The sequence below is a fragment of the Streptomyces sp. NPDC001922 genome (assembly GCF_042891165.1).
GTDB lineage: Bacteria > Actinomycetota > Actinomycetes > Streptomycetales > Streptomycetaceae > Streptomyces.
Map to the genome: position 1 here is coordinate 16,251 of NZ_JBIASV010000004.1, position 24,782 is coordinate 41,032.

General features: G+C 72.6%; 21 protein-coding genes and 1 pseudogene. 4 read left to right on the plus strand and 18 right to left on the minus strand.

Translation table 11 applies throughout. The features are described from left to right. Positions 1 to 2: 2 nt before the first annotated feature. From efp to ACFYYR_RS07880, 13 genes are all read right to left on the minus strand, one after another. Positions 3 to 569 (minus strand): elongation factor P, encoded by a 567-nt coding sequence (efp, locus tag ACFYYR_RS07820; protein ID WP_388848200.1) that lies wholly within the window; start codon positions 567 to 569, stop codon positions 3 to 5. A gap of 62 nt (positions 570 to 631) precedes the next feature. Then, the gene (locus ACFYYR_RS07825) at positions 632 to 1,735 is read right to left on the minus strand and encodes a M24 family metallopeptidase (protein WP_388848203.1); all 1,104 of its coding nucleotides are present in this window, start codon (positions 1,733 to 1,735) and stop codon (positions 632 to 634) included. Positions 1,736 to 2,009: 274 nt separating this feature from the next. Beyond that, positions 2,010 to 2,969, minus strand: a complete 960-nt coding sequence (locus ACFYYR_RS07830) for an AAA family ATPase (RefSeq protein WP_388848206.1) — start codon at positions 2,967 to 2,969, stop codon at positions 2,010 to 2,012. Positions 2,970 to 3,236: 267 nt separating this feature from the next. Beyond that, positions 3,237 to 3,677, minus strand: coding sequence for a type II 3-dehydroquinate dehydratase (gene aroQ, locus ACFYYR_RS07835; protein ID WP_388848209.1), 441 nt, complete (start codon positions 3,675 to 3,677; stop codon positions 3,237 to 3,239). Further along, on the minus strand, positions 3,674 to 4,765 hold the full coding sequence (gene aroB / locus ACFYYR_RS07840) for a 3-dehydroquinate synthase (protein ID WP_388848211.1): 1,092 nt from the start codon (positions 4,763 to 4,765) through the stop codon (positions 3,674 to 3,676). The genes aroQ and aroB overlap by 4 nt, the downstream gene beginning before the upstream one ends. Then, positions 4,762 to 5,286, minus strand: a complete 525-nt coding sequence (locus tag ACFYYR_RS07845; RefSeq protein ID WP_388849235.1) for a shikimate kinase — start codon at positions 5,284 to 5,286, stop codon at positions 4,762 to 4,764. Before ACFYYR_RS07845 ends, aroB begins: the two co-directional genes overlap by 4 nt. 44 nt (positions 5,287 to 5,330) lie before the next feature. Then, positions 5,331 to 6,515: a chorismate synthase gene (gene aroC, locus ACFYYR_RS07850; RefSeq protein ID WP_388848214.1), complete on the minus strand. Its 1,185-nt coding sequence runs from the start codon at positions 6,513 to 6,515 to the stop codon at positions 5,331 to 5,333. A 199-nt stretch (positions 6,516 to 6,714) separates the two neighbouring features. Beyond that, entirely contained in the window at positions 6,715 to 7,572 is an 858-nt protein-coding gene (locus tag ACFYYR_RS07855; RefSeq protein ID WP_388848216.1) for a shikimate dehydrogenase, read from the minus strand. Next, positions 7,565 to 9,343: an endolytic transglycosylase MltG gene (gene mltG, locus ACFYYR_RS07860; RefSeq protein WP_388848219.1), complete on the minus strand. Its 1,779-nt coding sequence runs from the start codon at positions 9,341 to 9,343 to the stop codon at positions 7,565 to 7,567. Before mltG ends, ACFYYR_RS07855 begins: the two co-directional genes overlap by 8 nt. Positions 9,344 to 9,463: 120 nt before the next feature. Next, the gene (ruvX, locus tag ACFYYR_RS07865) at positions 9,464 to 9,928 is read right to left on the minus strand and encodes a Holliday junction resolvase RuvX (protein ID WP_351509374.1); all 465 of its coding nucleotides are present in this window, start codon (positions 9,926 to 9,928) and stop codon (positions 9,464 to 9,466) included. Between the two features lie 40 nt (positions 9,929 to 9,968). Next, positions 9,969 to 12,638: an alanine--tRNA ligase gene (gene alaS, locus ACFYYR_RS07870; protein WP_388848222.1), complete on the minus strand. Its 2,670-nt coding sequence runs from the start codon at positions 12,636 to 12,638 to the stop codon at positions 9,969 to 9,971. Then, complete coding sequence (locus ACFYYR_RS07875) at positions 12,638 to 12,949, minus strand: DUF6167 family protein (protein ID WP_351509197.1); 312 nt, start codon at positions 12,947 to 12,949, stop codon at positions 12,638 to 12,640. The genes alaS and ACFYYR_RS07875 overlap by 1 nt, the downstream gene beginning before the upstream one ends. A gap of 5 nt (positions 12,950 to 12,954) precedes the next feature. Further along, positions 12,955 to 13,395 carry a DUF948 domain-containing protein gene (locus tag ACFYYR_RS07880; RefSeq protein ID WP_388848225.1) on the minus strand — a complete coding sequence of 147 codons (441 nt, stop codon included), beginning with the start codon at positions 13,393 to 13,395 and terminating at the stop codon, positions 12,955 to 12,957. 208 nt (positions 13,396 to 13,603) lie between these two features. On the opposite strand from ACFYYR_RS07880, the gene ACFYYR_RS07885 reads away from it, so the two are divergent. Continuing rightward, positions 13,604 to 15,868, plus strand: a complete 2,265-nt coding sequence (locus ACFYYR_RS07885) for an ATP-binding protein (RefSeq protein ID WP_388848228.1) — start codon at positions 13,604 to 13,606, stop codon at positions 15,866 to 15,868. A gap of 22 nt (positions 15,869 to 15,890) precedes the next feature. Here the strand turns inward: ACFYYR_RS07885 and rpsD are convergent, their stop codons facing one another. Further along, positions 15,891 to 16,502: a 30S ribosomal protein S4 gene (gene rpsD / locus ACFYYR_RS07890; RefSeq protein WP_351509204.1), complete on the minus strand. Its 612-nt coding sequence runs from the start codon at positions 16,500 to 16,502 to the stop codon at positions 15,891 to 15,893. Between the two features lie 55 nt (positions 16,503 to 16,557). On the opposite strand from rpsD, the gene ACFYYR_RS07895 reads away from it, so the two are divergent. Next, complete coding sequence (locus ACFYYR_RS07895; RefSeq protein WP_388848232.1) at positions 16,558 to 17,457, plus strand: DUF2470 domain-containing protein; 900 nt, start codon at positions 16,558 to 16,560, stop codon at positions 17,455 to 17,457. 508 nt (positions 17,458 to 17,965) lie between these two features. Here the strand turns inward: ACFYYR_RS07895 and ACFYYR_RS07900 are convergent. From ACFYYR_RS07900 to ACFYYR_RS07915, 4 genes and pseudogenes are all read right to left on the minus strand, one after another. Then, positions 17,966 to 19,318 (minus strand): annotated as a pseudogene (locus ACFYYR_RS07900) (replication-associated recombination protein A); the annotation flags it as partial. 141 nt (positions 19,319 to 19,459) lie between these two features. Beyond that, entirely contained in the window at positions 19,460 to 20,116 is a 657-nt protein-coding gene (locus ACFYYR_RS07905) for a vitamin K epoxide reductase family protein (RefSeq protein ID WP_388848235.1), read from the minus strand. 153 nt (positions 20,117 to 20,269) lie between these two features. Beyond that, positions 20,270 to 21,532: a histidine--tRNA ligase gene (gene hisS / locus ACFYYR_RS07910; RefSeq protein WP_388848238.1), complete on the minus strand. Its 1,263-nt coding sequence runs from the start codon at positions 21,530 to 21,532 to the stop codon at positions 20,270 to 20,272. A 13-nt stretch (positions 21,533 to 21,545) separates the two neighbouring features. Continuing rightward, a complete protein-coding gene (locus ACFYYR_RS07915; protein WP_388848241.1) occupies positions 21,546 to 22,259 on the minus strand; it encodes an MBL fold metallo-hydrolase in 714 nt (237 codons plus the stop codon). 141 nt (positions 22,260 to 22,400) lie between these two features. On the opposite strand from ACFYYR_RS07915, the gene ACFYYR_RS07920 reads away from it, so the two are divergent. Both ACFYYR_RS07920 and ACFYYR_RS07925 read left to right on the plus strand, forming a co-directional pair. Then, on the plus strand, positions 22,401 to 23,231 hold the full coding sequence (locus tag ACFYYR_RS07920) for a peptidylprolyl isomerase (RefSeq protein ID WP_388848244.1): 831 nt from the start codon (positions 22,401 to 22,403) through the stop codon (positions 23,229 to 23,231). A gap of 253 nt (positions 23,232 to 23,484) precedes the next feature. Next, positions 23,485 to 24,714: a DUF349 domain-containing protein gene (locus ACFYYR_RS07925; protein ID WP_388848247.1), complete on the plus strand. Its 1,230-nt coding sequence runs from the start codon at positions 23,485 to 23,487 to the stop codon at positions 24,712 to 24,714. Positions 24,715 to 24,782: the final 68 nt, after the last annotated feature.

The window sequence follows — 24,782 nt, forward strand, 5'->3', positions numbered from 1 at the left end:
GGTTACTTGTTCACCCGGCCGAGGTAATCGCCGGAACGGGTGTCGACCTTGATCTTCTCACCGGAGGTGATGAAGAGCGGGACGGCGATCTCGTAGCCGGTCTCCAGGCGGGCCGGCTTGCTGCCGCCGGTGGAGCGGTCACCCTGCACACCGGGCTCGGTGTACTCGATCACGAGCTCGACCGAGGCCGGGAGCTCGATGTAGAGCGGGGAGCCCTCGTACATGGCGACGACGGCCTCGAAGCCCTCGAGCAGGAAGCGGGCGGCGTCGCCCACGACCTCCGGCGTGATCTGGATCTGGTCGTAGGTCTCCGTGTCCATGAACACGAAGTCGCTGCCGTCCTTGTACGAGAACTGCATGCCGCGCTTGTCGACGTTGGCCGTTTCGACCTTCACGCCGGCGTTGAAGGTCTTGTCGACCACCTTGCCGGAGAGCACGTGCTTCAGCTTGGTGCGGACGAAGGCAGGGCCCTTGCCGGGCTTGACGTGCTGGAACTCGACAACGGACCAGAGCTGGCCCCCGTCGAGCTTGAGCACCATGCCGTTCTTGAGGTCGTTCGTGGATGCCACGGTTGCGGAATCTCCTGGACTGAAGCTGGTGGAACCAAAGGTGCGCGCCAGAACCCCGGGGCTCAGAGCGCGAGCAGCTCTTTGGTCGTGATGGTGAGTAGCTCGGGTCCGCCGTCCGCCTCGGGGCGGACGACGAGCGTGTCGTCGATCCGGACACCGCCCCGGCCCGGGAGGTGGACCCCCGGTTCGACGGTGACCGGCACACAAGCGTCCAGTTTACCCATGGCCGCGGGCGACAGCTCAGGGTCCTCATGGTTTTCCAGTCCCACGCCGTGTCCGGTCGACGGGGCGAGGTGCTCACCGTAACCGGCCGCGAGCAGCATCTGCCGGGCCGCGTGGTCGACCTCGCAGTACGCGGCACCGGGCGCGAGCGCCTCCCGTCCGGCCCGCTGAGCGGCGAAGACGAGGTCGTACAGCTCGATCTGCCAGGTCGCGGGGGTGCTGCCGATGACGAACGTCCGGCCCAGCTCACTGCGGTAGCCGCGGTAGTTCGCACCGAGGCAGACACAGAGGAAGTCGCCCTCCTCGACGCGCCGGTCGGTGGGCAGGTGCCCGGCCGCGCCGGCATGCGGCCCGGTGGCGACGGACGTGGGAAAGGCCGGGCCGTCGGCACCGTGGTCGACCAGCCGGCGCTCCAGCTCCAGGGCGAGGTGCCGCTCGGTGCGTCCCACCAGGATCGACTCCAGCAGCTCCCCCAGCGCCTGGTCGGCGATCTCCGCGCCGATCCGCAGACAGGCGATCTCCTCGTCGTCCTTGATCAGTCGCTGCTGCTCCACGGCGGTGCCCAGATCGGTCAGCCGGAGCCGGGGTGCCACCGCCGCCAGGGCACGGTGCCGCGCCACGGTGAGGTGGTGCTCCTCCAGTGCGAGGGTCTCGGCACCCGCCGCGGCGGCGAGCCGTGCGGCGGCGACGGCGGCGTCCTCGCCGGGAGCGGGGAGCACGAGCAGACGCAGGTCCTCGGTGACGCGGCCCTCGGCGGGGTCGCCGGAGGGCGTGTCCGGGCAGAGCAGCACGTCTTCGTCGGGGCCCAGCAGCAGAGCCGCGGCGTGCGGTGCCCCACCGGCGAGATACCGCACGTTGGGGGGACGGGAGACGAGCACGGCGGCCCGGCCGACAGCGCACCGGTCGCGCAGCTTCGAACGCCTGGCCGCGTGCACATCCGACATGGTTCGAGCGTACGAGGAGACGGTGGTCCCGGCCGCTCCGGTGCGTCCGGACGGGCGGCACGGCGGCACGGAGGCCGCCCGGCCGGAGGAGGCGGAGCGGGGCGGGGCCGGCCCCGCGGAGCGCAGCAGGCGGCATGGGCCGTCAGGTACGGGACCGTGCGGGCGGGGCCGTACGGACGGTGCCGGCCCGGCCGGGCTCCCGTCGCGTGCCGGCGGTGTCCGGGCCGCACCGAGCCCGGGGAGGACGGACCGGCCCCGTCCCCCTCGCCGCGGGCTACCAGGTCGGCGGGCTGGCGAGGCTCCGGGACAGGACGTCGTCGAGCAGGCGGGCCGTCGTGGGGACGTCGAGCTGGGAGTTGTCGATGATGGGCAGCCCCGAGCCGTACCAGCCGGCCATCTTGCCGTGGATCATGGCCACCTCCTCGTCGGAGAGCCGGCGGTTGCCGGTGCGCTCGGCGTTCCGCTCCAGGACGATCTCCAGGCCCGGCAGCAGGACGACCGGCAGGAGCCCGGGCCCCACATGCCGCTTCCAGCCCCCGAGGCCCACCGTGGGGCGGTCCGGGAAGACCGCGTCGTCGAGGATGCAGGAGATGCCGTTGGCGAGGAAGTTCCGGGCCGCGAAGCCGCAGGTGCGGCGGGCGAGACGGTACTGCGCCTCGGAGTTGTCGTTCCATCCGGACTGCGGGTCGGCGAAGCCGGAGCGGACCCATTCCCGGACGTCGTCGAGGCTGATGTGCGCGGTCGGCACCCGGCGGGTGTCCGCCCAGTGGCGGGCCACCGTCGTCTTCCCGGCGCCGGCCGGACCTATGAGGAGGACCGCGACGGGCGCATGGGTCACATCGGCGACGGCGCTGCCGGCCGCCGGGCCGGGTATCGGCACCGGGGCACCGGCGGGGAGCTGGATGTGCCCGGTGCTCTCGGGCGGCGGCACGGAGGCGTGCCGGGCCGGCGCCCCGGGTACCGGAGCGGGGGCCGCGGGCGGCTGCGGGACGGGCCCGCCGCCCGGCCAGCCCGGCTGCGGACCGGGCGCCGGATGGGGCGGCACCGGTTGCGGCGGAACGGGCGGCCCCTGCTCGGGGTGGGGCTGACCCGGGTGCGGGACGCCGGGGTGGTGCGCACCCGGGTGCGCGGGCGCGGCGCGCTCGTGGCCCTGACCCGGAGGAACCGGCCCCCAGCCGGCCGGCGGGTGGGATCCGTGGGGCGGCGGCAGCGGAGCCCCCATCGTGTGCTGCATCCGCTGACTCTCCGTCTCGTGCAGGCAACTGGCGCGTGGTCGAGCGGCCTTGCGGACCGCCCGGCCGGAACGCCGGGCGCGCGGCACCCGGTGGATCCGGCCGGACGGACCGTGAACTGGTCGCCGATGCCCCCGGTTTCGACCGGAAGCATCAGAACCGTACCCTCCCCGGCCGCTCGCCGGGTGAACGGCCGAGGAGCCACGGGAGTGCCCGGACCTGCGGTCGGTCCGCAGAAGAGAGCTTCCTGCCGCCGGACGGACGTGCCGTCAGCCGGACACTTCCTCCGCCAGCGCGCGCAGCGCCAGCCGGTACGAGCCGATCCCGAAACCCGCGACGGTTCCCGAGGCGACGGCCGCGACGACGGAGGTGTGCCGGAACTCCTCGCGCGCGTACGGGTTCGAGATGTGCACCTCGATGAGCGGGGCGGTGCGCTGCGCCGCCGCGTCCCGCATCGCGTACGAATAGTGCGTGAAGGCGCCGGGGTTGAGCACCACGGGGACCGAGCCGTCCGCGGCCTCGTGCAGCCACCGGACCATCTCGCCCTCGTCGTTGGTCTCCCGCACCTCGACCGCGAAGCCCAGTTCCTTGCCGAGCCGCGAGCACTCCTCGACCAGCCCGGCGTAGGAGGTGGCGCCGTAGACGTCGGGCTCGCGGGAGCCCAGCCGGCCCAGGTTCGGGCCGTTGAGCACCAGTACCCGCCGGGTCACTTGGAGACCTCCGCGTAGGCGGCGGCCAGGACGGCCGGGTCCGGGCCCTCCAGGACGGTCGGCTTGCCGAGGCCGTCGAGGACGATGAAGCGCAGCAGGTCCCCGCGGGACTTCTTGTCGACCTTCATGGTCTCCAGCAGCTTGGGCCACTGGTCGCCGCGGTAGGCCAGCGGCAGCCCGACGGACTCCAGGACGGTGCGGTGCCGGTCGGCCGTGGCGTCGTCCAGGCGTCCGGCGAGACGGCCCAGCTCGGCCGCGAACACCATGCCGATGGAGACCGCCGCCCCGTGCCGCCAGTTGTAGCGCTCGTTCTTCTCGATCGCGTGCGCCAGGGTGTGGCCGTAGTTGAGGATCTCCCGGAGGCCGGACTCCTTGAGGTCGGAGGAGACCACGTCGGCCTTGACCCGGATGGACCGCTCGATGAGTTCGGCGGCGTGCCGGCCCTCGGGCGTACGGGCCGCGGCCGGGTCCTCCTCGATCAGGTCCAGGATCACCGGATCCGCGATGAACCCGGCCTTGATGATCTCGGCGAGCCCGCTGATGTAGTCGTTGACGGGCAGCGAGTCGAGGCTGGCGAGGTCGCACAGCACGCCGGACGGCGGGTGGAAGGCGCCGACGAGGTTCTTGCCCTCGGCGGTGTTGATGCCGGTCTTGCCGCCGACGGCGGCGTCGACCATGCCCAGCACCGTGGTCGGCACGGCGACCCAGCGCACCCCGCGCAGCCAGGTGGCCGCGACGAAGCCCGCGAGGTCGGTGGTGGCCCCGCCGCCGACGCCGACGATCACATCGGTGCGGGTGAAGCCGGTCTGGCCGAGCGCCTTCCAGCAGTACGCTGCGACCTCGACGGTCTTGGACTCCTCGGCGTTGGGCAGCTGGATGGCGATGGCCTCGTAGCCCTGGTTCGCCAGGTCCTCGCGCAGCGCCTCGCCGGTGGCCGCCAGCGCCTCGGGGTGCAGCACCGCGACCCGCTTGGCGCCGCGTCCGATGAGCCCGGGGAGCTCGCCGAGCAGCTGACGGCCGACCAGCACCTCGTAGGGGTCCGTCCCCGCGGTGCCGCCGACCTGGATACGCGTGGGGGTCTCGCTCATGCCTTCTTCTCCTGGCTGGGGGTCCGGGGAGTGCCCTCCGCGGGGTGCCGCAACTCCAGTGCGTCGAGCACCGCTTCGGCGACCTCCTCGGGGGTGCGGTCGTCCGTGCCCACGACCACGCGGGCGACTTCGGTGTAGAGCGGCCGGCGCCGCTCCATCAGCTCGCGCCAGGTCTGCCGCGGATTGACGGCGAGCAGCGGACGGGGGGCGTTGAGGCCGACGCGCTTGACGGCCTCGCTCACCCCCACGTCGAGGAAGACGACGGGCAGCCCGGTGAGCAGGGCGCGGGTGCCCTCGTCCAGGACGGCGCCGCCGCCCAGTGCGAGGACGCCGCGGTGTTCGGCCACGGCCGTGCTCACGGCCGTCCGCTCCAGGGCGCGGAAGTGCGGCTCTCCGTTGTCGATGAAGATCTCCGGGATGGCGCGGCCGGCGGTCCGTTCGATGTCGTCGTCGGTGTCGCGGTAGCCGAGCCCGAGCCGGTCCGCGAGGAGCCGGCCGACGGTGGACTTCCCGACGCCCATGGGGCCGACCAGGACGACGGCCGGGCCCGGCGCCGCGGTCCCGCTCACCGGATCGCCAGGTGGTCGAGGAAGTTCTGCACGTTGCGGCGGGTCTCGGTCACCGAGTCGCCGCCGAACTTCTCCGCCACCGCGTCGGCCAGGACCAGGGCCACCATCGCCTCGGCGACGATGCCCGCCGCCGGGACGGCGCAGACGTCCGAGCGTTGGTGGTGGGCCTGGGTGGCCTCACCGGTGGCGACGTCGACGGTGGCCAGCGCCCGCGGCACGGTGGCGATCGGCTTCATCGCCGCCCGGACCCGCAGCAGTTCGCCGGTGGTCAGACCGCCCTCGGTGCCGCCGGAGCGGCCGGTGGTGCGCCGGATGCCGTCCTCGGTGCCGACGATCTCGTCGTGGGCCTGGGAGCCGGGGACGCGCGCCAGGTCGAAGCCGTCGCCGACCTCGACGCCCTTGATGGCCTGGATGCCCATCAGCGCGCCGGCCAGCCGGGCGTCGAGCCGGCGGTCCCAGTGCACGTGCGAGCCCAGGCCGACGGGAACGCCGTAGGCCAGCACCTCGACGACGCCGCCGAGGGTGTCACCGTCCTTGTGGGCCTGGTCGATCTCGGCGACCATCGCCTCGCTGGCGGCCGCGTCGAGGCAGCGCACCGGGTCGGCGTCCAGCTTCTCCACGTCGGCGGGGACCGGCAGCACGCCGTACGGGGCCTTGGCCGCGGCCAGCTCCACCACGTGGCTGACGATCTCGATGCCCGCGGTCTCCTTGAGGTAGGACCGGGCGACCGTGCCGAGGGCGACGCGGGCGGCGGTCTCCCGGGCGGAGGCCCGCTCCAGGATGGGCCGCGCCTCGTCGAAGCCGTACTTCTGCATGCCCGCCAGGTCGGCGTGGCCGGGACGGGGCCGGGTGAGCGGGGCGTTGCGGGCCAGCTCCGCGAGCTCGGCGGGGTCGACCGGGTCGGCCGCCATCACCTTCTCCCACTTGGGCCACTCGGTGTTGCCCACCATGACCGCGACCGGGGAACCGAGGGTGAGGCCGTGCCGGACACCGCCGATGAAGGTGACCTCGTCGCGCTCGAACTTCATCCGCGCGCCGCGCCCATAGCCGAGCCGCCGCCGGGCCAGCGCGTCCGCCACCATCTCCGTGGTGATCGGTACGCCGGCGGGGAGACCCTCCAGCGTCGCGACGAGTGCGGGGCCGTGCGACTCCCCCGCGGTCAGCCAGCGCAACCTGCTCAACGATGCTCCTCATGCCCGTGCCTCGGTGTGCGGCGCGGCCCGGGGCGGCTCACTCAGCGTGGCTGGTGGTAACCGGTCCCCGGTACGCCACCTCCGATCCTCCCACGTCGGCGGCCAGGGGCCGGACGCCGGTCCACCAGGCGGACCGCGGGTGACCACCGACGGCGGCCCGCACCCGGCACGGCGGAGGCGGAGCGGTTCAGTCCGCCGGGCTCTCCGGCCGGGCGGCGAGGGCCCGCTCCCCGGCGGCGCGCATCGCGGCCAGCGGCGCCGGCACGTGGCCGGTCATCCGCTGGACCTGGAGAACGGCCTGGTGGACGAGGAGGTCCAGGCCGCCGACGACCTCGCCGCCGCGGGCCGACCAGGCAGCGGCGAGCGCGGTCGGCCACGGCTCGTAGAGCACGTCGAACAGGGTGCCGGGACGGTCGGGGACGGCCGCGGCCAGCGCGTCGGTGGTACCGGCCGGGGTGGTGGCCACGACCAGCGGCGCGCCGAGGCCCTCGGCCGCCCGGGACCAGTCCGCCGTCCGCAGGTCCACGCCGAGCCGCTCGCCCCAGCGCCGCATCTCGGCCGCCCGGGCCTCGCTGCGCACATACGCGGTGACCTCGCCGAGGCAGATCCGGGAGAGCGCCGCGAGCGCGGAGGAGGCGGTGGCCCCGGCGCCGAGCACCGACGCCCGCTCCACCTTCTCCACCCCGTGTTCGCGCAGCGCCGCCAGCATCCCGGGGATGTCGGTGTTGTCGCCGTGCCGTCGGCCGTCCGCGCCGAAGACCACGGTGTTGACGGCCTCGACGGAGGCGGCCGTCTCACTGATGTCGTCCAGCAGCGGGATGACCACCCGCTTGAGCGGCATGGTCAGGGACAGCCCGGCCCAGTCGCCCTCCGGGAGCTCGTCCAGGAAGGCGGCCAGCCCGAGCTCGGCCACCTCGAAGCGGTCGTACGTCCAGCCGTCGAGGCCCAGGGCCTCGTAGGCGGCGCGGTGCAGGACCGGGGAGAGCGAGTGCGCGACCGGCGAGCCGAGGACCGCGGCGCGCCGGCCCGCCGGACGGTCAGCCACGGCCGGCCGCCTTGTCCTCGCGCCGGCTCTGGTTGAACTCCTCGACCAGCCGGTTGTGTTCCTCCAGCGTGCTGGCGAACTTCGTCTTCCCCTTGATGGCGACGAAGTAGTACCAGTCGCCGGACTCGGGGTTGAGCGCCGCGTTCAGGGCCTCGATCCCGGGGTTCCCGATCGGACCGGGCGTCAGGCCCTTGTAGAAGTAGGTGTTGTACGGGTCGTCGTACCTGCGGAGCTCCGCGGGGTCCAGGTCGAGCTTGCTCTGGCCCTTCAGGTAGTTGTAGGTGGAGTCGAACTCCAGACGCCCGTTGGTCTCGGTGTTGCCCGGCTTCAGCCGGTTGTAGACCACGCGCGACATCTTGCGGAAGTCGGCGTCGGTCTTGCCCTCGGCCTGGACCAGGCTGGCCACGGTGACGACGTCCAGCGGCGACTTGAGCCCCAGCTTCCGGGCGTCGCCCGCCAGGTCGTGCTTGGCGTACTCCTTCTTGGCGCGGCCCACCATCTGCCGCAGCACGTCCACCGGCTTGGTGCCCTCGGCCGCGCTGTACCGGGAGGGGTAGAGGAAGCCCTCGAGGGGGTCCTTGATGTCCGGGTCGTCGTCGGCCCACTCGGGGAGCCCGAGCTGGTCGGCCTGCTTCGCGGCGACCTTCTTGGTGGTTCCGGCCGGCACGTCGAGCTTCTTGTCGATGGCCGCGTAGATCGCGGGGGCCCGGCTGCCCTCGGGGACGATGAGCGCGTTGAAGCTCGCCGGGTCCGTCATCATCTTCACGGCTTCCGCGCCGGACATCTTCTTGTGCAGCACGTAGACGCCCGGCTGGATGTGATTGCCCTTGGGGTTCTCCCCCTGCGCCTCGACGAAGGCGCCGGCGCTCTTCACGACACCCGCCTTCTGCAGGATACTGCCCATCTCCTGGCCGAGCGCGCCCTCCGGGATCTCGACCTGCACCGTGCCGGTGCCCTGGCCCGAGTAGTCCGGTGCCGGGCCGAAGTGCTCCTGCCAGAAGTCGTAGCCCAGATAGCCGACGCCGCCGAGGACGCCCACCAGGATCACCCCGGTGAGCAGGCAGGCCGTCCCGCTGCGGCGTTTGGGACGGTCACGGCGGTCGGCGTCGTCGGAGTCCGCCTCAGCGGGCTCGTCGTCGCCCTCGACGTACCGGCCCCGGCCGCGCTCCCGGCCCTCCTGCCCGGCGAAGAACGGGTGCTCCTCCCGCGGCTCGGGCGCCGGCTCGGCGTCCGAGCCGGGCTCCGCCCCGGTGTCCGGCCCCGGGCCGTCGGCGTGCTGCGGCTCGAGCGACTGGGTCTCGAAGGGCTGGGTCTCGTGCGGCTGTCCCGGGTACTGCTGAGGCCCGCCGTACGGCTCCTCCGGGTACGGCCCGCCGGGGTGCCCCGGCTCCGCGTACGGCGGCTGCCCCGGGTGGCCGGGCTGCTGCGGCGGCGGGTAGCCGCCGGGGGTGCCGTAGAGGTCGGGGCGCTCGCCCGGGTACGGGCCGGACGGCGCGGGGCCGTACGGGTCGCCCTGGTCGCCGCCGTAGGCCATGCCCGTCGTCCGCGACGGGTCCCAGCCGTACTGCTGCTGGCCGTACTGCTGCTGCCCCGCGCCCTGACCGTACTGCTGCGCGCCGTCGTCCCACTGCGGCTGCTGCTGGTAGTGCTGCCCGCCGTCGTACGGCCCCGGGGCACCGCCCTGGGGCTGCTGCCCGTTCCACCCGTCCCCGTACAGCGGGTCGTCGGGGTGCCAGGGTTCGGAGCCTGGGCCCCGGCCGTACTCAGTCATCGATCCCCTTGCGCCGCGAGACGGCTCCCGGTGCGCCTTCTGCGCGGGCGTCCGGTCCGCCTCTTATCCGTGGCGGCCATGGAGCGCCGCCGCGTCGCGCGGAACGTTACCGTATCGCGATCAGATGACCACTTCGACGCCCTCCCCCGGGGCTTCACCCGAGGTCCGTTCGGTCTCCAGCGCGTTCTGCAGGATGATCACAGCGGCGGCCTGGTCGACCACCTTGCGGCCCTTCTTGGAGCTGACGCCCGAGGCCCGGAGCCCCTGGGCGGCCGTCACCGTGGTCATCCGCTCGTCCACCAGGCGGACCGCCACCGGGGCGATCCGCCGTGCCAGGTCCTGGGCGAAGGCCCTGACCTTGGCGGCGGCCGGGCCCTCCCCGCCGCTGAGCGAACGGGGAAGGCCCACCACGACCTCGATCGGCTCGTACTCCTCGACGATCGCCGCGAGCCGCCGCTGCGCCGCCGGGATGTCGCGCCCCGGAACGGTCTCCACCGGGGTGGCGAGGACCCCGTCGGGGTCGCACGAGGCGACCCCGATCCGGGCGTCCCCGACATCGACGGCGATCCGCCTGCCGCGGCGCATGGCCCGAGTCTCCGTCATGCCGCTTCCGCCACCCGTCCCGTCAGGCCTTCTCGGCGACGAGGCGCTCGACGGCGGCCACGGCGTCGTCGACGGCGGCCGGGTTCTGTCCGCCGCCCTGGGCCACGTCGTCCTTGCCGCCGCCACCGCCACCGAGGGTCTTGGCAGCGGTACGGACCAGCTCACCGGCCTTGATGCCGCGCTCGCGGGCGGCCTCGTTGGTGGCGATCACGGTCAGCGGGCGGCCGTTCGCCACGGTGAACAGGGCGACCACGCCCGGGCGGCCGCCGCCGATCCGCTGCCGCACGTCGAGGACGAGCTTGCGCAGGTCGTCCGCGCCGGTGCCGTCCGGCACCCGCCCGGCGGCCAGGGCCACGCCCCGGACGTCCTTGGCGCCCTCGGCGAGCCCGGCGGCGGCCTGGAGGACCTTCTCCGCGCGGAACCGCTCGATCTCCTTCTCGGCGTCCTTGAGCTTGGCGAGCATCCCGGAGATCTTCTCCGGCAGCTCCTCCGGACGGCCCTTCACCAGGTCGGTGAGCTGGGAGACGACCGTGTGCTCGCGGGCGAGGAAGTTGTAGGCGTCGACGCCGACGAGCGCCTCGACCCGGCGCACACCGGAACCGATCGACGACTCGCCGAGCAGCTTCACCAGCCCCAGCTGGGCGGTGTTGTGGACGTGGGTGCCGCCGCACAGCTCCTTGGAGAAGTCGCCGATGGTGACCACGCGGACGCGCTCGCCGTACTTCTCGCCGAACTCGGCGATGGCGCCCTGCTTCTTGGCGTCGGACATGCTCATCACCTCGGCGGTGACGTCGAGTTCGCGCGAGAGCACCTCGTTGATCCGCTGCTCGACATCGGTCAGGACCGTGCCGGGCACGGCGGCCGGCGAGCCGAAGTCGAAGCGGAAGCGGCCCGGGGCGTTCTCCGAACCGGCCTGGGCGGCGGTGGGCCCGAGGGCGTCCCGCAGCGCCTGGTGGGTGAGGTGGGTGGCGCTGTGGGCGCGGGCGATGGCCCGGCGGCGGGTGACGTCGATGTGGGCGTAGGCCGCGGAACCGACCGTGACCTCGCCGACCTGGACGACGCCCTTGTGCACGCTGACGCCCGGCACCGGCTGCTGGACGTCGCGGATCTCCACCACGGCGCCCGTGTCCAGCTTGAGCCGCCCGGTGTCGGCCTGCTGACCGCCGCCCTCGGCGTAGAACGGCGTGCGGTCGAGCACGACCTCGACCTCGTCGCCCTCGTGGGCCGCCGGCGAGGCGACGCCGTCCACCAGCAGGCCCACCACGGTGGACTCGCCCTCGGTGTCGGTGTAGCCGGTGAAGACGGTGGCACCGGAGCTGTCGGCCACCTCGCGGTAGGCGGACAGGTCGGCGTGGCCCTGCTTCTTGGCCTTGGCGTCGGCCTTGGCCCGCTCCCGCTGCTCCTTCATCAGGCGCCGGAAGCCGTCCTCGTCCACGGTCAGGCCCTGCTCGGCGGCCATCTCCAGGGTGAGGTCGATCGGGAAGCCCCAGGTGTCGTGGAGCAGGAACGCCTTGTCGCCGGGGAGCACCGTGCCGCCGGCGGACTTGGTGTCGGAGACGGCGGTGTCCAGGATGTTGGTGCCGGTCTTCAGGGTCTTGAGGAAGGCGGCCTCCTCGCCCAGCGCGACCGTCTCGACGCGCTTGCGGTCCTCGAGGAGCTCCGGGTACTGCTCGCCCATGGTCTTGACGACCACGTCGACCAGCTCGCCGACGACCGGCTCGGTGGCGCCCAGCAGGCGCATGTTCCGGATGGCGCGGCGCATGATGCGGCGCAGGACGTAGCCGCGGCCCTCGTTGCCGGGGGTGACGCCGTCGCCGATCAGCATCACGGAGGTGCGGATGTGGTCGGCGACGACGCGCAGCGACACGTCCGAGCCGTGGTCGTCGCCGTAGCGGACACCGGTGAGTTCGGTGGCCTTGTCCATGACCACGCGCAGGGTGTCGGTCTCGTACATGTTCCGCACGCCCTGCAGGATCATCGCCAGGCGCTCGAGGCCGAGGCCGGTGTCGATGTTCTTGCTGGGCAGCTCGCCGAGGATCGGGAAGCTCTCCTTGCCCGAGCCCTCGCCGCGCTCGTACTGCATGAAGACCAGGTTCCAGATCTCCACGTAGCGCTCGTCGTTGACGGCCGGGCCGCCCTCGACGCCGAACTCCGGGCCGCGGTCGTAGTTGATCTCGGAGCACGGTCCGCACGGGCCGGGCACGCCCATGGACCAGTAGTTCTCCTTCATCCCGAGCCGCTGGATGCGCTCGGCCGGCACGCCGACCACGTCGCGCCAGATCTGCTCGGCCTCGTCGTCGTCCTGGTAGACGGTGATCCAGAGGCGCTCGGGGTCCAGGCCGTAGCCGCCGTCGGCCACCGACGAGGTCAGCAGCTCCCAGGCGAACGTGATGGCGCCTTCCTTGAAGTAGTCGCCGAAGGAGAAGTTGCCGCACATCTGGAAGAACGTGCCGTGCCGGGTGGTCTTGCCGACCTCTTCGATGTCGGGCGTGCGGACACACTTCTGCACGCTCGTGGCGCGGTCGAAGGGGGGCTTCACCTCGCCCAGGAAGTAGGGCTTGAAGGGCACCATGCCCGCCGGGACCAGCAGCAGCGTCGGGTCGTCCGCGATCAGCGACGCCGACGGCACGACGGTGTGCCCTCGCTGCTCGAAGAAGCGCAGCCAGCGGCGACGGATTTCAGCCGACTCCATCAGTGGTCCTCATTCCGGTTGTACGGGTTCTTCCGTCCCAGCGCCGCCGGCCGGCGGGGCGCGGGCAGTTCTCGGTGGTCGTCCCGGGACTCGATGCCCAGGGCGTCGTTCAGTTCGGTCTCGCGCTGCGCCATGCCGTCGCGGACGTCGAGGGCGAACTCCTTGAGCCGGTGCCCCGCCTCGACGGCCTTGTCGGCCGCCTGGGCGGCGAGACTCTCCGGAGTCAGGCTGCGGAGCTTGCGGTTGACCTTGGTGGTGGCCCACACGCCGGCGGCTGCGCCCGCGGTGAACCAGAAGGTACGGCGGAACATATGCGTCAGGCCTTTCCGCCGCGGTTGCGCCGGCCCGCTCGCCGGGCCGACGGCACGGTACGTCCTACGATCACGGTACGGCGGCTCTCCGGCGCCTGCGGATCCTTCCGGCCCATCGCCCGGCGCACCGCGTAGCCGAAGGACGCGACCTTGACCAGCGGACCGCCGAAGGTGGACGCGACGGTCGAGGAGAGCGCCGAGGCGTTGGAGGTGACCTCCTGGACGTCGCTCGCGATGGCGTCGACCCGGTTGAGCTGGGTCTGCGCGGAGCGCACGGTCGCCGATGCCTCGCCGAGCAGCGGGACGGCCTGTTCGGAGACGTCCGCCACCAGCTTGGTGGTCGCTCTGAGCACCTGGGCGAGCCTCACCAGCACGACGGCGAGGAAGGACACCAGGATGGCCCAGAAGACGGCCACGAGGATCCCGGCCACCTCTCCACCGGACACAATGCACCGCTTCCCTGTTGGACGAACCCTGTGAACGATTCGGTCGCCGCCCGTCCCGGTCGCCCCCGGCCTGCGGGGACATGGGGCGGCAGGTGTCGACCTTATCGCGCCGAGCCCCCGGGCCCGTACCGGGTTTACCCGCCGGTCGGAGGCCGGACGGCCCGGCCGATTGTACGGTCCGCACCGCTCCGAGTACGCTCCGTGTTCCATGCGACGCCCCTTGCGCCCCGGCACCGCCCTCGAACTCCCTCCCTCCCCCGGCAATCTCCCCGTCGAGCTGAACCGCTTCGTCGGCCGGAAGGCGGAACTGGCCGAACTCGGCCGCCGGCTGGACCGCTCCCGGCTGGTCACCGTCACGGGCGTGGGCGGGGTCGGGAAGACCCGCATCACCCTGCGCGCCGCGCACCTGATGCAGGAACGCTTCCTCGACGGAGCCTGGCTGGTGGACCTGTCCACCCTGCACGAACCGGATCTGCTGGAGCACGCGTTCACCGAGGCGCTGGGCCTCGCCGACCACCTGGGGCGCCGGCCGCGCAGGGCGCTCGCCGAGCAACTGGCGGAACGGCGGCTGCTGATCGTCCTGGACGGCTTCGAGCACATCGTGGAGGAGTGCGCCTCGCTCGTCCGCGAGCTGCTGTGCCGGGTGCCCGGTCTGCGGGTGCTGGCGGCGGGCCGGCGGCTGCTCGGCCTGCCGGGCGAGCAGGCGTTCCCGCTCGCCCCGATGCCGGCGCCGGCGCCGGCCCGCTCCCCGCGGGGGCCGCGGGCGCTCGTCGGGGACGCCGCGGTGCTGCTCGCCGACCGCGCCTCCGCGGTGCTGCCGGGATTCACGATCACCGACGACAACCGCTGGGCCGTGGCCGAACTCTGCCACCGGCTCGACGGGATTCCGCTCGCGCTGGAGCTGGCCGCCGGACGGCTGCGCGCCCTCTCCGTCGATCAGCTGCTGCACCGGCTCGACGACCGCTTCCGGCTGCTCACCGGCGGCAGCCACGGCGCAGTGCCCCGCCACCAGACGCTGCGGACGGCCATCGGCTGGAGTCACGAACTGTGCACCCCCCGGGAGCGGCTGCTGTGGGCGCGGCTGTCGGTCTTCGCGGGCCACTTCGACCTGGAGGCCGTGGAGTACGTCTGCTCCGGACCGGACCTGCCCGCGGACGATGTGCTCGACGTGGTGACCGAGTTGGTGGCGCAGTCGGTGGTGGTGTGCGAGGACGCCCCGGGCGGCGCCCCGCCCGCCGGAGGTTCCGCGGGGGCACATGTCCGCTACCGGATGCTGGACACCGTACGGGCCTACGGCGCGTGCTGGCTCGACGCGCTGGACGACACCGCCCGGATGCGGCGCCGGCACCGCGACTGGTACATGGGCCTGGCCACCTGGTGCGAACTGGACTGGTTCAGTCCGCGCCAGGCCGAGGTGGCCGCCCGGATCGACACCGAGCTGCCCAATCTGCGGGTGGCCCTGGAGTCCAGCCTGGAGGGCGGCGAGGACGCGCACATCGGGCAGTACCTCGCGGGCACCCTGTGGTTCTTCTGGATCGGCTGCGGCCGGCTCGCGGAGGGCAGGCACTGGCTGGACCGGGCGCTGGAGCTGGACGGCGACAACGACGAGGCACGGCTGAAGGCCCTGTGGGTCGCGGGCTATGTGGCGGTGCTGCAGGGCGACACGGTCGGGGCGATCGCGGCGCTCCGGGAGTGCAGCGAGGAGGCGGAGCGCACCGGCAGCGCCCTGGCCGCGGCCTGCGCGCTGCACCGCACCGGCTGCCTCGCACTGGTCTCCGACGACATGCCGCGCGCGGAGCGGCTGATCCGCTCGGCGCTGGAGCGGTACCGGGAGATCGGCGAGCTGAACAGCAACGTCCTGACCGGGCAGGTCGAGCTGGCCATGGCGATGGCTTTCCAGGGCGATCTGTCGGGCGCGGTAGCGCTGTGCGAGAGCGTGCGGGAGATCTGCGAGGAGCACGGGGAGCGCTGGACGCTCTCCTACGCGCTGTACGTCCTGGGCTTCGCGGCCTGGACCCGGGGCGACGCCCGGGAGGCGCGCCGGCTGCTGGAGGAGTCCCTCGCCATCCACCACGCCTTCCACGACCTGGTCGGCACGGTGCTCACCCTGGAGCTGCTCGCGCTGCTCACCGCGTGCGAGGGCGCCCCGGAGGAGGCGGCCGTGCTCCAGGGTGCCGCCGGGCACCTCTGGCGGTCGGTGGGGCTGCCGCAGTTCGGCTCGCAGAGCTTCGACAGCCCGCACCGGCTGTGCGAGCAGCGGACGCGCGAGGAGCTGGGCGCGGAGCGGTACGAGGAGTGCCTGCGCGAGGGGGCCCGGCTCGATCTGGACGGGGCCGCGCTGCGGGCGCTGCGGGGCGCGGGGCGCGCCGCGCCGCTGCCCGGACCGCGCGGCGAACTGCCGACGGTGGAACCGGCCGCCACGCACGAACCCGCCGCCTCCCCCACCGCGAGCGGCGGGGAGACGGCGGGCTGAGTGGTATGCGCCTGCGTCCGCGTCAGCGGGCGTAGTACTCGACGACCAGCTGCTCGTCGCAGATCACCGGGATCTCCTTGCGGTTCGGGTCCCGGTCGAGCCGGAAGGCGAGCGCCTTCAGGTTGACCTGCAGGTAACGGGGGGTCTCACCCTCCGTGTCGTAGCCGCCCTCGCGCGCAACCTGGAACGGGTGCTTCTCACGGCTGCGCTCGCGGACCATGACGACGTCGTCCGGGCTCACCCGGAAGGACGGCTTGTCGACCTTGCGGCCGTTGACCTCGATGTGGCCGTGAACGACCATCTGGCGGGCCTGGTAGATCGTGCGGGCGATTCCCGACCGCAGGACGAGCGCGTCCAGACGGCGCTCAAGCTCGATGATCAGGGCTTCGCCCGTCTTGCCTTCGACCTTCCGAGCGCGGTCGTAGGCACGGGCCATCTGACGCTCACTGATGTCGTACTGAGCGCGCAGACGCTGCTTCTCCAGCAGACGGACCTTGTAGTCACTGTTCTGCTTCCGCCCACGACCGTGCTCGCCGGGCGGGTAGGGACGGGCCTCGAAGTACTTGACTGCCTTCGGCGTCAGGGCGATGCCGAGTGCACGCGACTTCTTGACCTTGGGACGCGACTGGTTCACGTGAACCGAACCTCCGTGTAAGTTAGGTGAGGCTTACCTTAGCGGAGGAGAACGCATGTTTCGACCTGGGAGCCCCCTGCCCGGAACCGCCCGCGCTGCGGAATCAGCAGCGGACAGCGCTCGGGTGGGTCAGCCGCGCCCCATGGACGACACCCGGCAGCCGACGGCTGCCGAGCGTGTACGAACCCTCGTGGAGTCGGACGCCTCGGCCGCATTGTGTATTCCGGGTGCGGACCTGGACGACCTGGGCGCCGCAGCGCCCGCAGCCCGTACCGTCACACCGGACGGAGACGTGCTGCTGCTGGTGCGCGGGGACTCCCCCACGGCTCGCGCCGCGGCCCACGCACAGGACGACGAGCTGACAGCAGTGATCGAAATTACTGATGTCGCGCCGGTCGCCGTACCCCATCGTATCCGGGGCCGAGGGTGGATTGCCGGGTGGCTGGCTCCTGTACCCGACGAAGAGCGCCCCGCGTGCGCGATGCTGCTGGCCGAACGGCACCCGGTGGGCGAGATCCTGGGCCTCGACGAGGCCCGGAAAAACGCTCTGACCAGCGATGATGCAGTCCGGCCCGACTGGCTGCTGCTGCGGCTGGAGGTCGGTGAGGCATGTGTCGAAGACCTCTGGGGATCCGAGTCCGCCGAGCCGGACGATCTTGCCTCGGCGCACGCGGATCCGCTGGTCGGACACGAGACCGAACTGCTCCAGCACCTCGCCTCGGCCCACTCGGACCAGGTCCGCGGTCTGTGCACGCTGCTCGGGGACCGGATGTGCGGGGTCGGCGACCGGGCCGTGCCGGTCTCCCTGGACCGCTTCGGGCTGCGGGTCCGCTTCACGGACGAGGACAACCACTCGTTCGACGCGCGCTTCGACTTCCCGGAGCCCGTGAGCGACGTCGTGGGGCTGCGCCGCGCGATGCACACGCTCTTCGAGGCGGCGCTCGAGAGCGAGTGACCGCCCGGCGGAGATCCGCGGCACCTGCCCGGAGCCGGTCAGCGGGCGCACTGCGGCGGTCCGGGGTGGCTGCCCGGCGGCGGGTGAGCGGTGCCCCTCACGGGCGCCGGGGCCCGTGGACGCCTCAGTCACCGCCCTGGCCGCCCCGCGCGGTCGCCCGGCCGTCCCCGTCGGGAGCGTCGCCACCGGGCTCCGAGGCGAGCTCCTGTGCGGCCTCCCGGCTCGGGGAGACAGGCTTCTGAGTGGCCTCCGGACCCGGTTCCTCCGCGGTCGCGGAGGACGACGGCGCGTCGGGGACATCGGGGAGCGACGGCGCGGCCGGCTCCGGGGGGTCCTCCTGCCGGGAACCGGCCTCCACCGGACCCGGCTCCGCCCGGCCCGGCTCCGCGGCCGCCGGCTCCTGCCGCTGCGTCTTCGCGGCCTTCGCGCCCTGCTCCGCCTGCTGCGGCGACTTCGTGCCGGCCTGCTGGGCCGGCTTCGCGGGCCGGTGCGGCGGGTCCGCCGGGCGCGGCTGCTCGCCCCGCAGTCGGCTGCGCACCCGCTCCGCGACGTCCGCGTACCGCGCCTCGGCGCCGTAGCGCGTCGGCTCGTAGTAGCGCTTGCCGTGCACCGCGTCGGGCGCGTACTGCTGGGCCGCGATACCGCCCGGTACGTCGTGCGGGTACACGTAGCCCTGGGCGTGGCCCAGCTTCTTGGCGCCCTGGTAGTGGCCGTCCCGCAGGTGCGTGGGCACCGGGCCCGCCAGTCCCGCCCGGACGTCCGCCAGAGCGGCGCCGATCGCCGTGGTGGCGGCGTTGGACTTGGGGGCCAGCGCGAGGGCGATGGTGGCGTGGCTGAGCGTGAGCGCGGCCTCCGGGAAGCCGATCATGGCCACCGCCTGCGCCGCGGCCACCGCGGTCTGCAGCGCCGTCGGGTCGGCCATCCCGATGTCCTCGCTGGCCGAGATCATCAGCCGTCGGGCGATGAACCGCGGGTCCTCCCCCGCCTCGATCATCCGCGCCAGGTAGTGCAGCGCGGCGTCCACGTCCGAGCCGCGGATGGACTTGATCAGCGCGCTCGCGACGTCGTAGTGCTGGTCGCCGCTGCGGTCGTACTTCACCGCCGCCCGGTCGACCGCCTCCTCCAGGGACTGCAGGGTGACCTCGTCCTCGCCCTTCGCGAGGGCGGAGCCGGCCCCGGCCTCCAGCGCGGTGAGCGCCCGCCGGGCGTCACCGCCCGCGATCCGCAGCAGATGCCCCTCGGCGTCCTCCGGGAGCCGCACCGCACCGCCCAGGCCGCGCTCGTCGGTGAGCGCCCGGTGGGCGAGCCCGCGCAGGTCGTCGTCGGTGAGCGGCTCCAGGGTGAGCAGCAGCGAGCGGGACAGCAGCGGGGAGATGACCGAGAAGTACGGGTTCTCGGTGGTGGCGGCGATCAGGGTGACCCAGCGGTTCTCCACCGCGGGCAGCAGGGAGTCCTGCTGGGCCTTGCTGAAGCGGTGGATCTCGTCGAGGAAGAGGACGGTCTCCTTGCCGTATCCGCCCGAGGCGCGGCGCGCGCCGTCGATGACCGCCCGCACCTCCTTGACCCCGGCGGTGATCGCGGAGAGCTCCACGAAGCGCTTGTTGGTGGCCTGGCTGACGACATAGGCGAGGGTCGTCTTGCCGGTGCCGGGCGGCCCCCAGAGGATCACCGACGACGGCCCGGCGGGCCCGCCGCTGCCCTCTCCGACGAGTCTGCGCAGCGGTGATCCGGGCCGCAGCAGGTGCTGCTGCCCGACGACTTCGTCGAGGGTGCGGGGACGCATCCGCACGGCCAGCGGGCTGCTGGCCGGATCCTTCTCTCGGCGGTCCTCTTCGGCGGCTGTGAACAGGTCGGGCTCCACGCCGGGAAGCCTATGACACCCCACTGACAGCGCCCCCGGGCACCGGTCTCAGGGACGGTCCGGGGGCGGCGGTGACGCGACGGCGTCGGTCGGCTCGGCGGGGCGGCGGGGCACCGCGCCGGTCCCGGCCGAGCCGGTGGGTCACATGGCCCAGAGGCGGGAGCCCCAGCGCGTCAGCACCAGCATGGCGATGACGCCGACCCAGAGCACCGACGGGACCCAGTGGAACTCCAGCAGCCCCTTGCGCAGGCCTTCCGGCACCCGCAGGAACCGGTTCCGGATGTTGTGCAGCGTGACGTAGCAGAACATCACGATGGTGGCGACCCAGGCGAGGCAGCACCAGAGGCAGAGTGCGTTGATGACGTAGAGCGACTGGTACTGCAGCCAGGTGCAGAATCCGACGCCGAAGAGCGTGCCGGCGTTCAACCCCAGCCAGAACCAGCGGGGGTAGCGCACCCGGGCGATCAGTGCCACACCGATCGCGATCACCATGCCGTAGGTCACCAGGCCGAGCATGGGGTTCGGGAATCCGAAGACCGACGCCTGCTCGCTCTCCATGATGCTGCCGCAGGAGACGATCGGGTTGAGGCTGCATCCCGGGGTGAAGGTCTTGCCCTCGGCCTTCGCCTCGAGAATCTTGATCTTGTCGATCGTGATCACCCACGCCGCGAGCAGTCCGGCGGCGCCGGTGATCACCAGCAGCCAGGCGAGGGCACGGCTGCTGCCGACCGCTCCCCCGCTGGGGTGCTCCCGGTCGTGCTCGTCGGTGGACACGTCGTCAACCACTGTCGTCGCCATATCGCCGTTCATCGCTCCCGAAGAATTGCGCCCTGCCGGACACGGCACATTGTGCCCCAATAAGGGCCGTCGGCGGACCGTCTCCACCGGACGAGGGACCCTGATCGGCCATCCTCGTCCGGTGGGCGTTCGACCGGCGTAAGAAGGCCCGTGTCAGGCCCGCCTGCCGCGCAGTTCGTCGACGATCCGGTCGGGCGCGACCGGCGACTGCTCGCCGGTCTCCAGGTCCTTCAGCTGGACGACGCCCTCGGCGAGGTCCCGCTCGCCCGCGACCAGGGCGTAGCGCGCGCCCGACCGGTTCGCGGACTTCATCGCGTTCTTCAGGCCCTTGCCGCCGAAGGCGAAGTCCGTGGCGATCCCGGCCCGGCGCAGCTCGGTGACCACGCCGAACAGCGCGCGCCGCGCCTCCTCGCCGAGCGGCACCGCGAACACCTCGGTGGCGGACGGCAGTTCCAGCTCCACACCCTCGGCCTTCAGGGCCAGAACCGTGCGGTCGACCCCGAGCGCCCAGCCGACCGACGGGAGCGCCGGGCCTCCGATCATCTCGGAGAGGCCGTCGTAGCGGCCGCCGCCGCCGACCGCGGACTGCGACCCGAGACCGTCGTGGACGAACTCGAAGGTGGTGCGGGTGTAGTAGTCCAGGCCGCGCACCAGCTTGGGGTCGTCCTCGAAGGTCACGCCGGCCGCGGTCAGCAGCTCGCGCACCTGCTCGTGGTAGGCCTTGCAGGCCTCGCACAGGTGGTCGCGCATCATCGGCGCGCCCACCAGCTGCTTCTGCACCGCGTCCCGCTTGTCGTCGAGCACCCGCAGCGGGTTGATGTCGATCCGCTTGCGGGTGTCCTCGTCGAGGTCGAGGCCGCGCAGGAAGTCCTGGAGCGCGGCCCGGTAGACCGGACGGCACTCCTTGTCGCCCAGCGAGTTGAGCAGCAGACGGAAGTTCTTCAGGCCCAGGGACCGGTAGGCGTCGACCGCGAGGATGATCAGCTCGGCGTCGAGCGCGGGGTCCTCGGAGCCGATCGCCTCGGCGCCGACCTGGGAGAAGTGCCGGTAGCGCCCGGCCTGCGGCCGCTCGTAGCGGTAGTAGGAGCCGGAGTACCAGAGCTTGACCGGCAGGTTGCCCAGCCGGTGGAGGTTGCTCTCCAGCGCCGCGCGCAGCACGGAGGCGGTTCCCTCGGGGCGCAGCGCCAGCTGGTCACCGCCCTTGGTGGTGAGCGTGTACATCTCCTTGGTGACGATGTCGGTGGACTCGCCGACACCGCGGGAGAAGAGCTCCACGCTCTCGAAACCGGGGGTCTCGATGTAGCCGTACCCGGCACGCCGCAGCGGGCCGGAGATCGCCTCGCGCACCGCGAGATAGGTCGCGGAGTCCGGCGGGATCAGGTCGTACGTGCCCTTGGGGGCCTGGAAGGTGGTCACGGGAGAAGTCTCGTCACATTCCTCGTCGCGGAGCGGCGCGGTCGGCGGCTCCGAGGCCGGCGGCCACATCCCGGAGGTACGGGTTGGTGGCGCGCTCGCGGCCGATGGTCGTCTGGGGGCCGTGGCCGGACAGCACCACGGTCGAGTCGTCGAGCGGCAGGCACACACGGGCCAGCGAATCGAGGATCTCGGCGTGGTCGCCGCCGGGCAGGTCGGTGCGTCCGATGGAGCCGGCGAAGAGCAGATCGCCCGAGAAGAACACCGACGGGATGTCGTCGCTCTCGGGCATCCGGAAGGTCACCGACCCCTTGGTATGGCCGGGCGCATGCGCGACGCCGAACTCCAGCCCCGCGAGTTCGAGCTGCGCACCGTCGGCGAGCTCGTGGAGGTCGTCCGGTTCGCCCACGGTCAGGTCACCCATCAGCTGCATGCCGATGGAGCGCCCCAGAGCCTTCTCCGGGTCGCTCAGCATGTAGCGGTCCTCGGGGTGGATCCAGGCGGGTACGTCGTGCGCGCCACAGACCGGCACGACCGACGCGACGTGGTCGATGTGCCCATGGGTGAGCACCACGGCGACCGGCTTGAGACGGTGCTTCTTCAGTGCCTCTTCGACGCCGGGGGCCGCTTCGTGGCCCGGGTCGATGATCACGCACTCCTCGCCGGCGGCGGGGGCGACCAGGTAGCAGTTGGTCCCCCAGGCCCCGGCGGGGAACCCGGCAATGAGCACGATCGTCCTTAAAAGTCGTCCGGCACAAGAATCTGAGCAGTTCAGAGCCTACCGGCGACGGTCCCGCCACAGCGAACCCGTATACGGTACGGCTCGAGTGTCCGGGGGACAGCAGACGAGACGGCTCAAGGGAGACCACCGGTGGCCACGAAGGACCAGCGGCGACGGCAACTCGCCCGGGAGAAGTTCGCACGGCAGCAGCAGCGGCGTGCCGAGCAGCACGGCAGGACACGGCGCCGGACCGTGGTGCTGGCGGCGGGCCTCGCCGTCGTCCTCGCGGCGGGTGCGGCGGTGTACGCGAGCGTGGGGCTCAGCGGCGACGGGCGGGAGGACGCGGCCGCCCCGGACCCCTCCGCCACGAGCAAGGCGCCGGATCCGTGCCGCAAGCCCGCGCCGGGCGAGCCGGGTACCCGCCAGTGGAAGAAGGAGCCGGCGCTCTCCGTCGACCGTTCCGCCGGCTACACGATGGAGCTGCGGACGACCTGCGGGGAGATCGAGGTCGCGCTGGACGCGGCGAAGGCGCCGCACACCGTCAACTCGTTCAACTTCCTGGCGGGCCGGGGCTACTTCGACCACACCCGGTGCCACCGGCTGACCGAGGGCAGCATCTTCGTGCTGCAGTGCGGCGATCCGAAGGGCACCGGCGAGGGCGGTCCGGGGTACACCGTCCCGGACGAGAACCTGAAGGACTCCCGGCTCAAGGGCGGCGTCTATCCGGCCGGGACGGTCGCCATGGCGAACCGGTACCAGGCGGGGACCGGGAAGGGCCGGGACACCGGGGGCAGCCAGTTCTTCCTGGTGTACCGGGACAGCCAGTTGCCGCCGGACTACACGCCGTTCGGCAGGATCACCGGCGGCACGGACGTGCTGAAGAAGATCGCCGACGCCGGCGCGGCCCCGCCGGACGGCAACGACAACACCGCGCCCAACGCCACCGTCGTGATCGACAAGGCGGTCGTACGCAGGTCCTGACCCGGGCGACGGTGAAATTTCGGTCGCGCTGGGCGGACAGCCGGCCTGCGGGTCGCCTATGTTTGCGTATGGCAGGGTGCCTGCTCCGACGGCTGCCGCCCTGCCCCGCGAGGGCGGGAAATGAGCAGCGTGTCGGACCGGCTCGGGCGCGGCCCGGTCCGGGCCCCTCCTCCCCGAAGGGGGCGAGGAGGGAGAACTGTGGACGATGCCCACGGGCTGCGCGCCCGTGTCGGCATCATGTGGAGGAGGCGCTGTGAGCAGCGACCCGTGGGGCCGCGTCGATGAGACGGGGACCGTGTACGTGCGTACCGCCGAGGGCGAACAGGTCGTCGGATCGTGGCAGGCGGGCACCCCCGAGGAGGCCCTGGCCTACTTCGAGCGCAAGTACGACGGCCTGGTCGTCGAGATCGGCCTCCTCGAACGCCGGGTGCGGACGACCGACCTGTCGGCCAAGGACGCGACGACGGCGATCGACCATCTGCGGCAGCAGCTCGACGAGCACCATGTCGTCGGTGACCTGGACGCGCTGCGCAAGCGGCTCGACGCACTGGTCGGCGAGGTCGAGAAGCGCCGCGAGGAGCGCAAGGCGGCCAAGGCGAAGCAGTCCGACGAGGCCCGGCACGCCAAGGAGGCGCTGGTCACCGAGGCCGAGGAGCTGGCCGCGAGCGACCACTGGAGGGTCGCGGGCGAGCGGCTGCGGGCCCTGGTCGACACCTGGAAGGGCCTGCCCCGGCTGGACCGGAAGACGGACGACGAGCTGTGGCACCGCTTCTCGCACGCCCGTTCGGCGTTCTCCAAGCGGCGGAAGGCGCACTTCGCGTCGCTGGACGCGCAGCGCGAGGAGGCCCGGAAGACCAAGGAGAAGCTGGTCACGGAGGCCGAGGCGCTGTCCGGCTCCACCGACTGGGGTCCGACGGCCGCCCGGTACCGCGAGCTGATGTCGGAGTGGAAGGCCGCGGGCCGCGCGCAGCGCGAGGCCGAGGAGGACCTGTGGAACCGCTTCCGCGGGGCCCAGGACGTGTTCTTCCAGGCGCGCGGCGAGGTGTTCGCCGAGCGGGACGCCGAGCAGCGGGAGAACCTCACCCGTAAGGAGGAGCTGGCGGTCGAGGCCGAGAAGCTCCTCCCGGTCTCGGACCTGAAGGCGGCCCGTGCGGCCTTCCGTTCGATCAACGAGCGGTGGGAGGCCGTCGGTCATGTGCCGCGGGACGCCCGTCCGAAGATCGAGGGGCGGATGCACGCGGTCGAGCGTGCGATCCAGGAGGCCGAGGAGGCCGAGTGGCGGCGGACGAACCCGGAGGCGCGGGCCCGTGCGGCGGGTCTGACCGGGCAGCTCGAAGCGGCGGTCGAGAAACTGCGCTCGCAGATCGACGCGGCCCGTGCGGCGGGCAACAACGCCAAGGCCGACAAGCTGGCGAGGGAGCTCGAGGGCCGTCAGGCGCTGCTGGACCAGGCTCTCAAGGGTCTTGAGGAGTTCGGCGGCTGACCTTCCCGGTCCGCTGCGCGAAGCGGCCCCGGTGCTCACGCACCGGGGCCGCTTCGTGTGCCGGACAC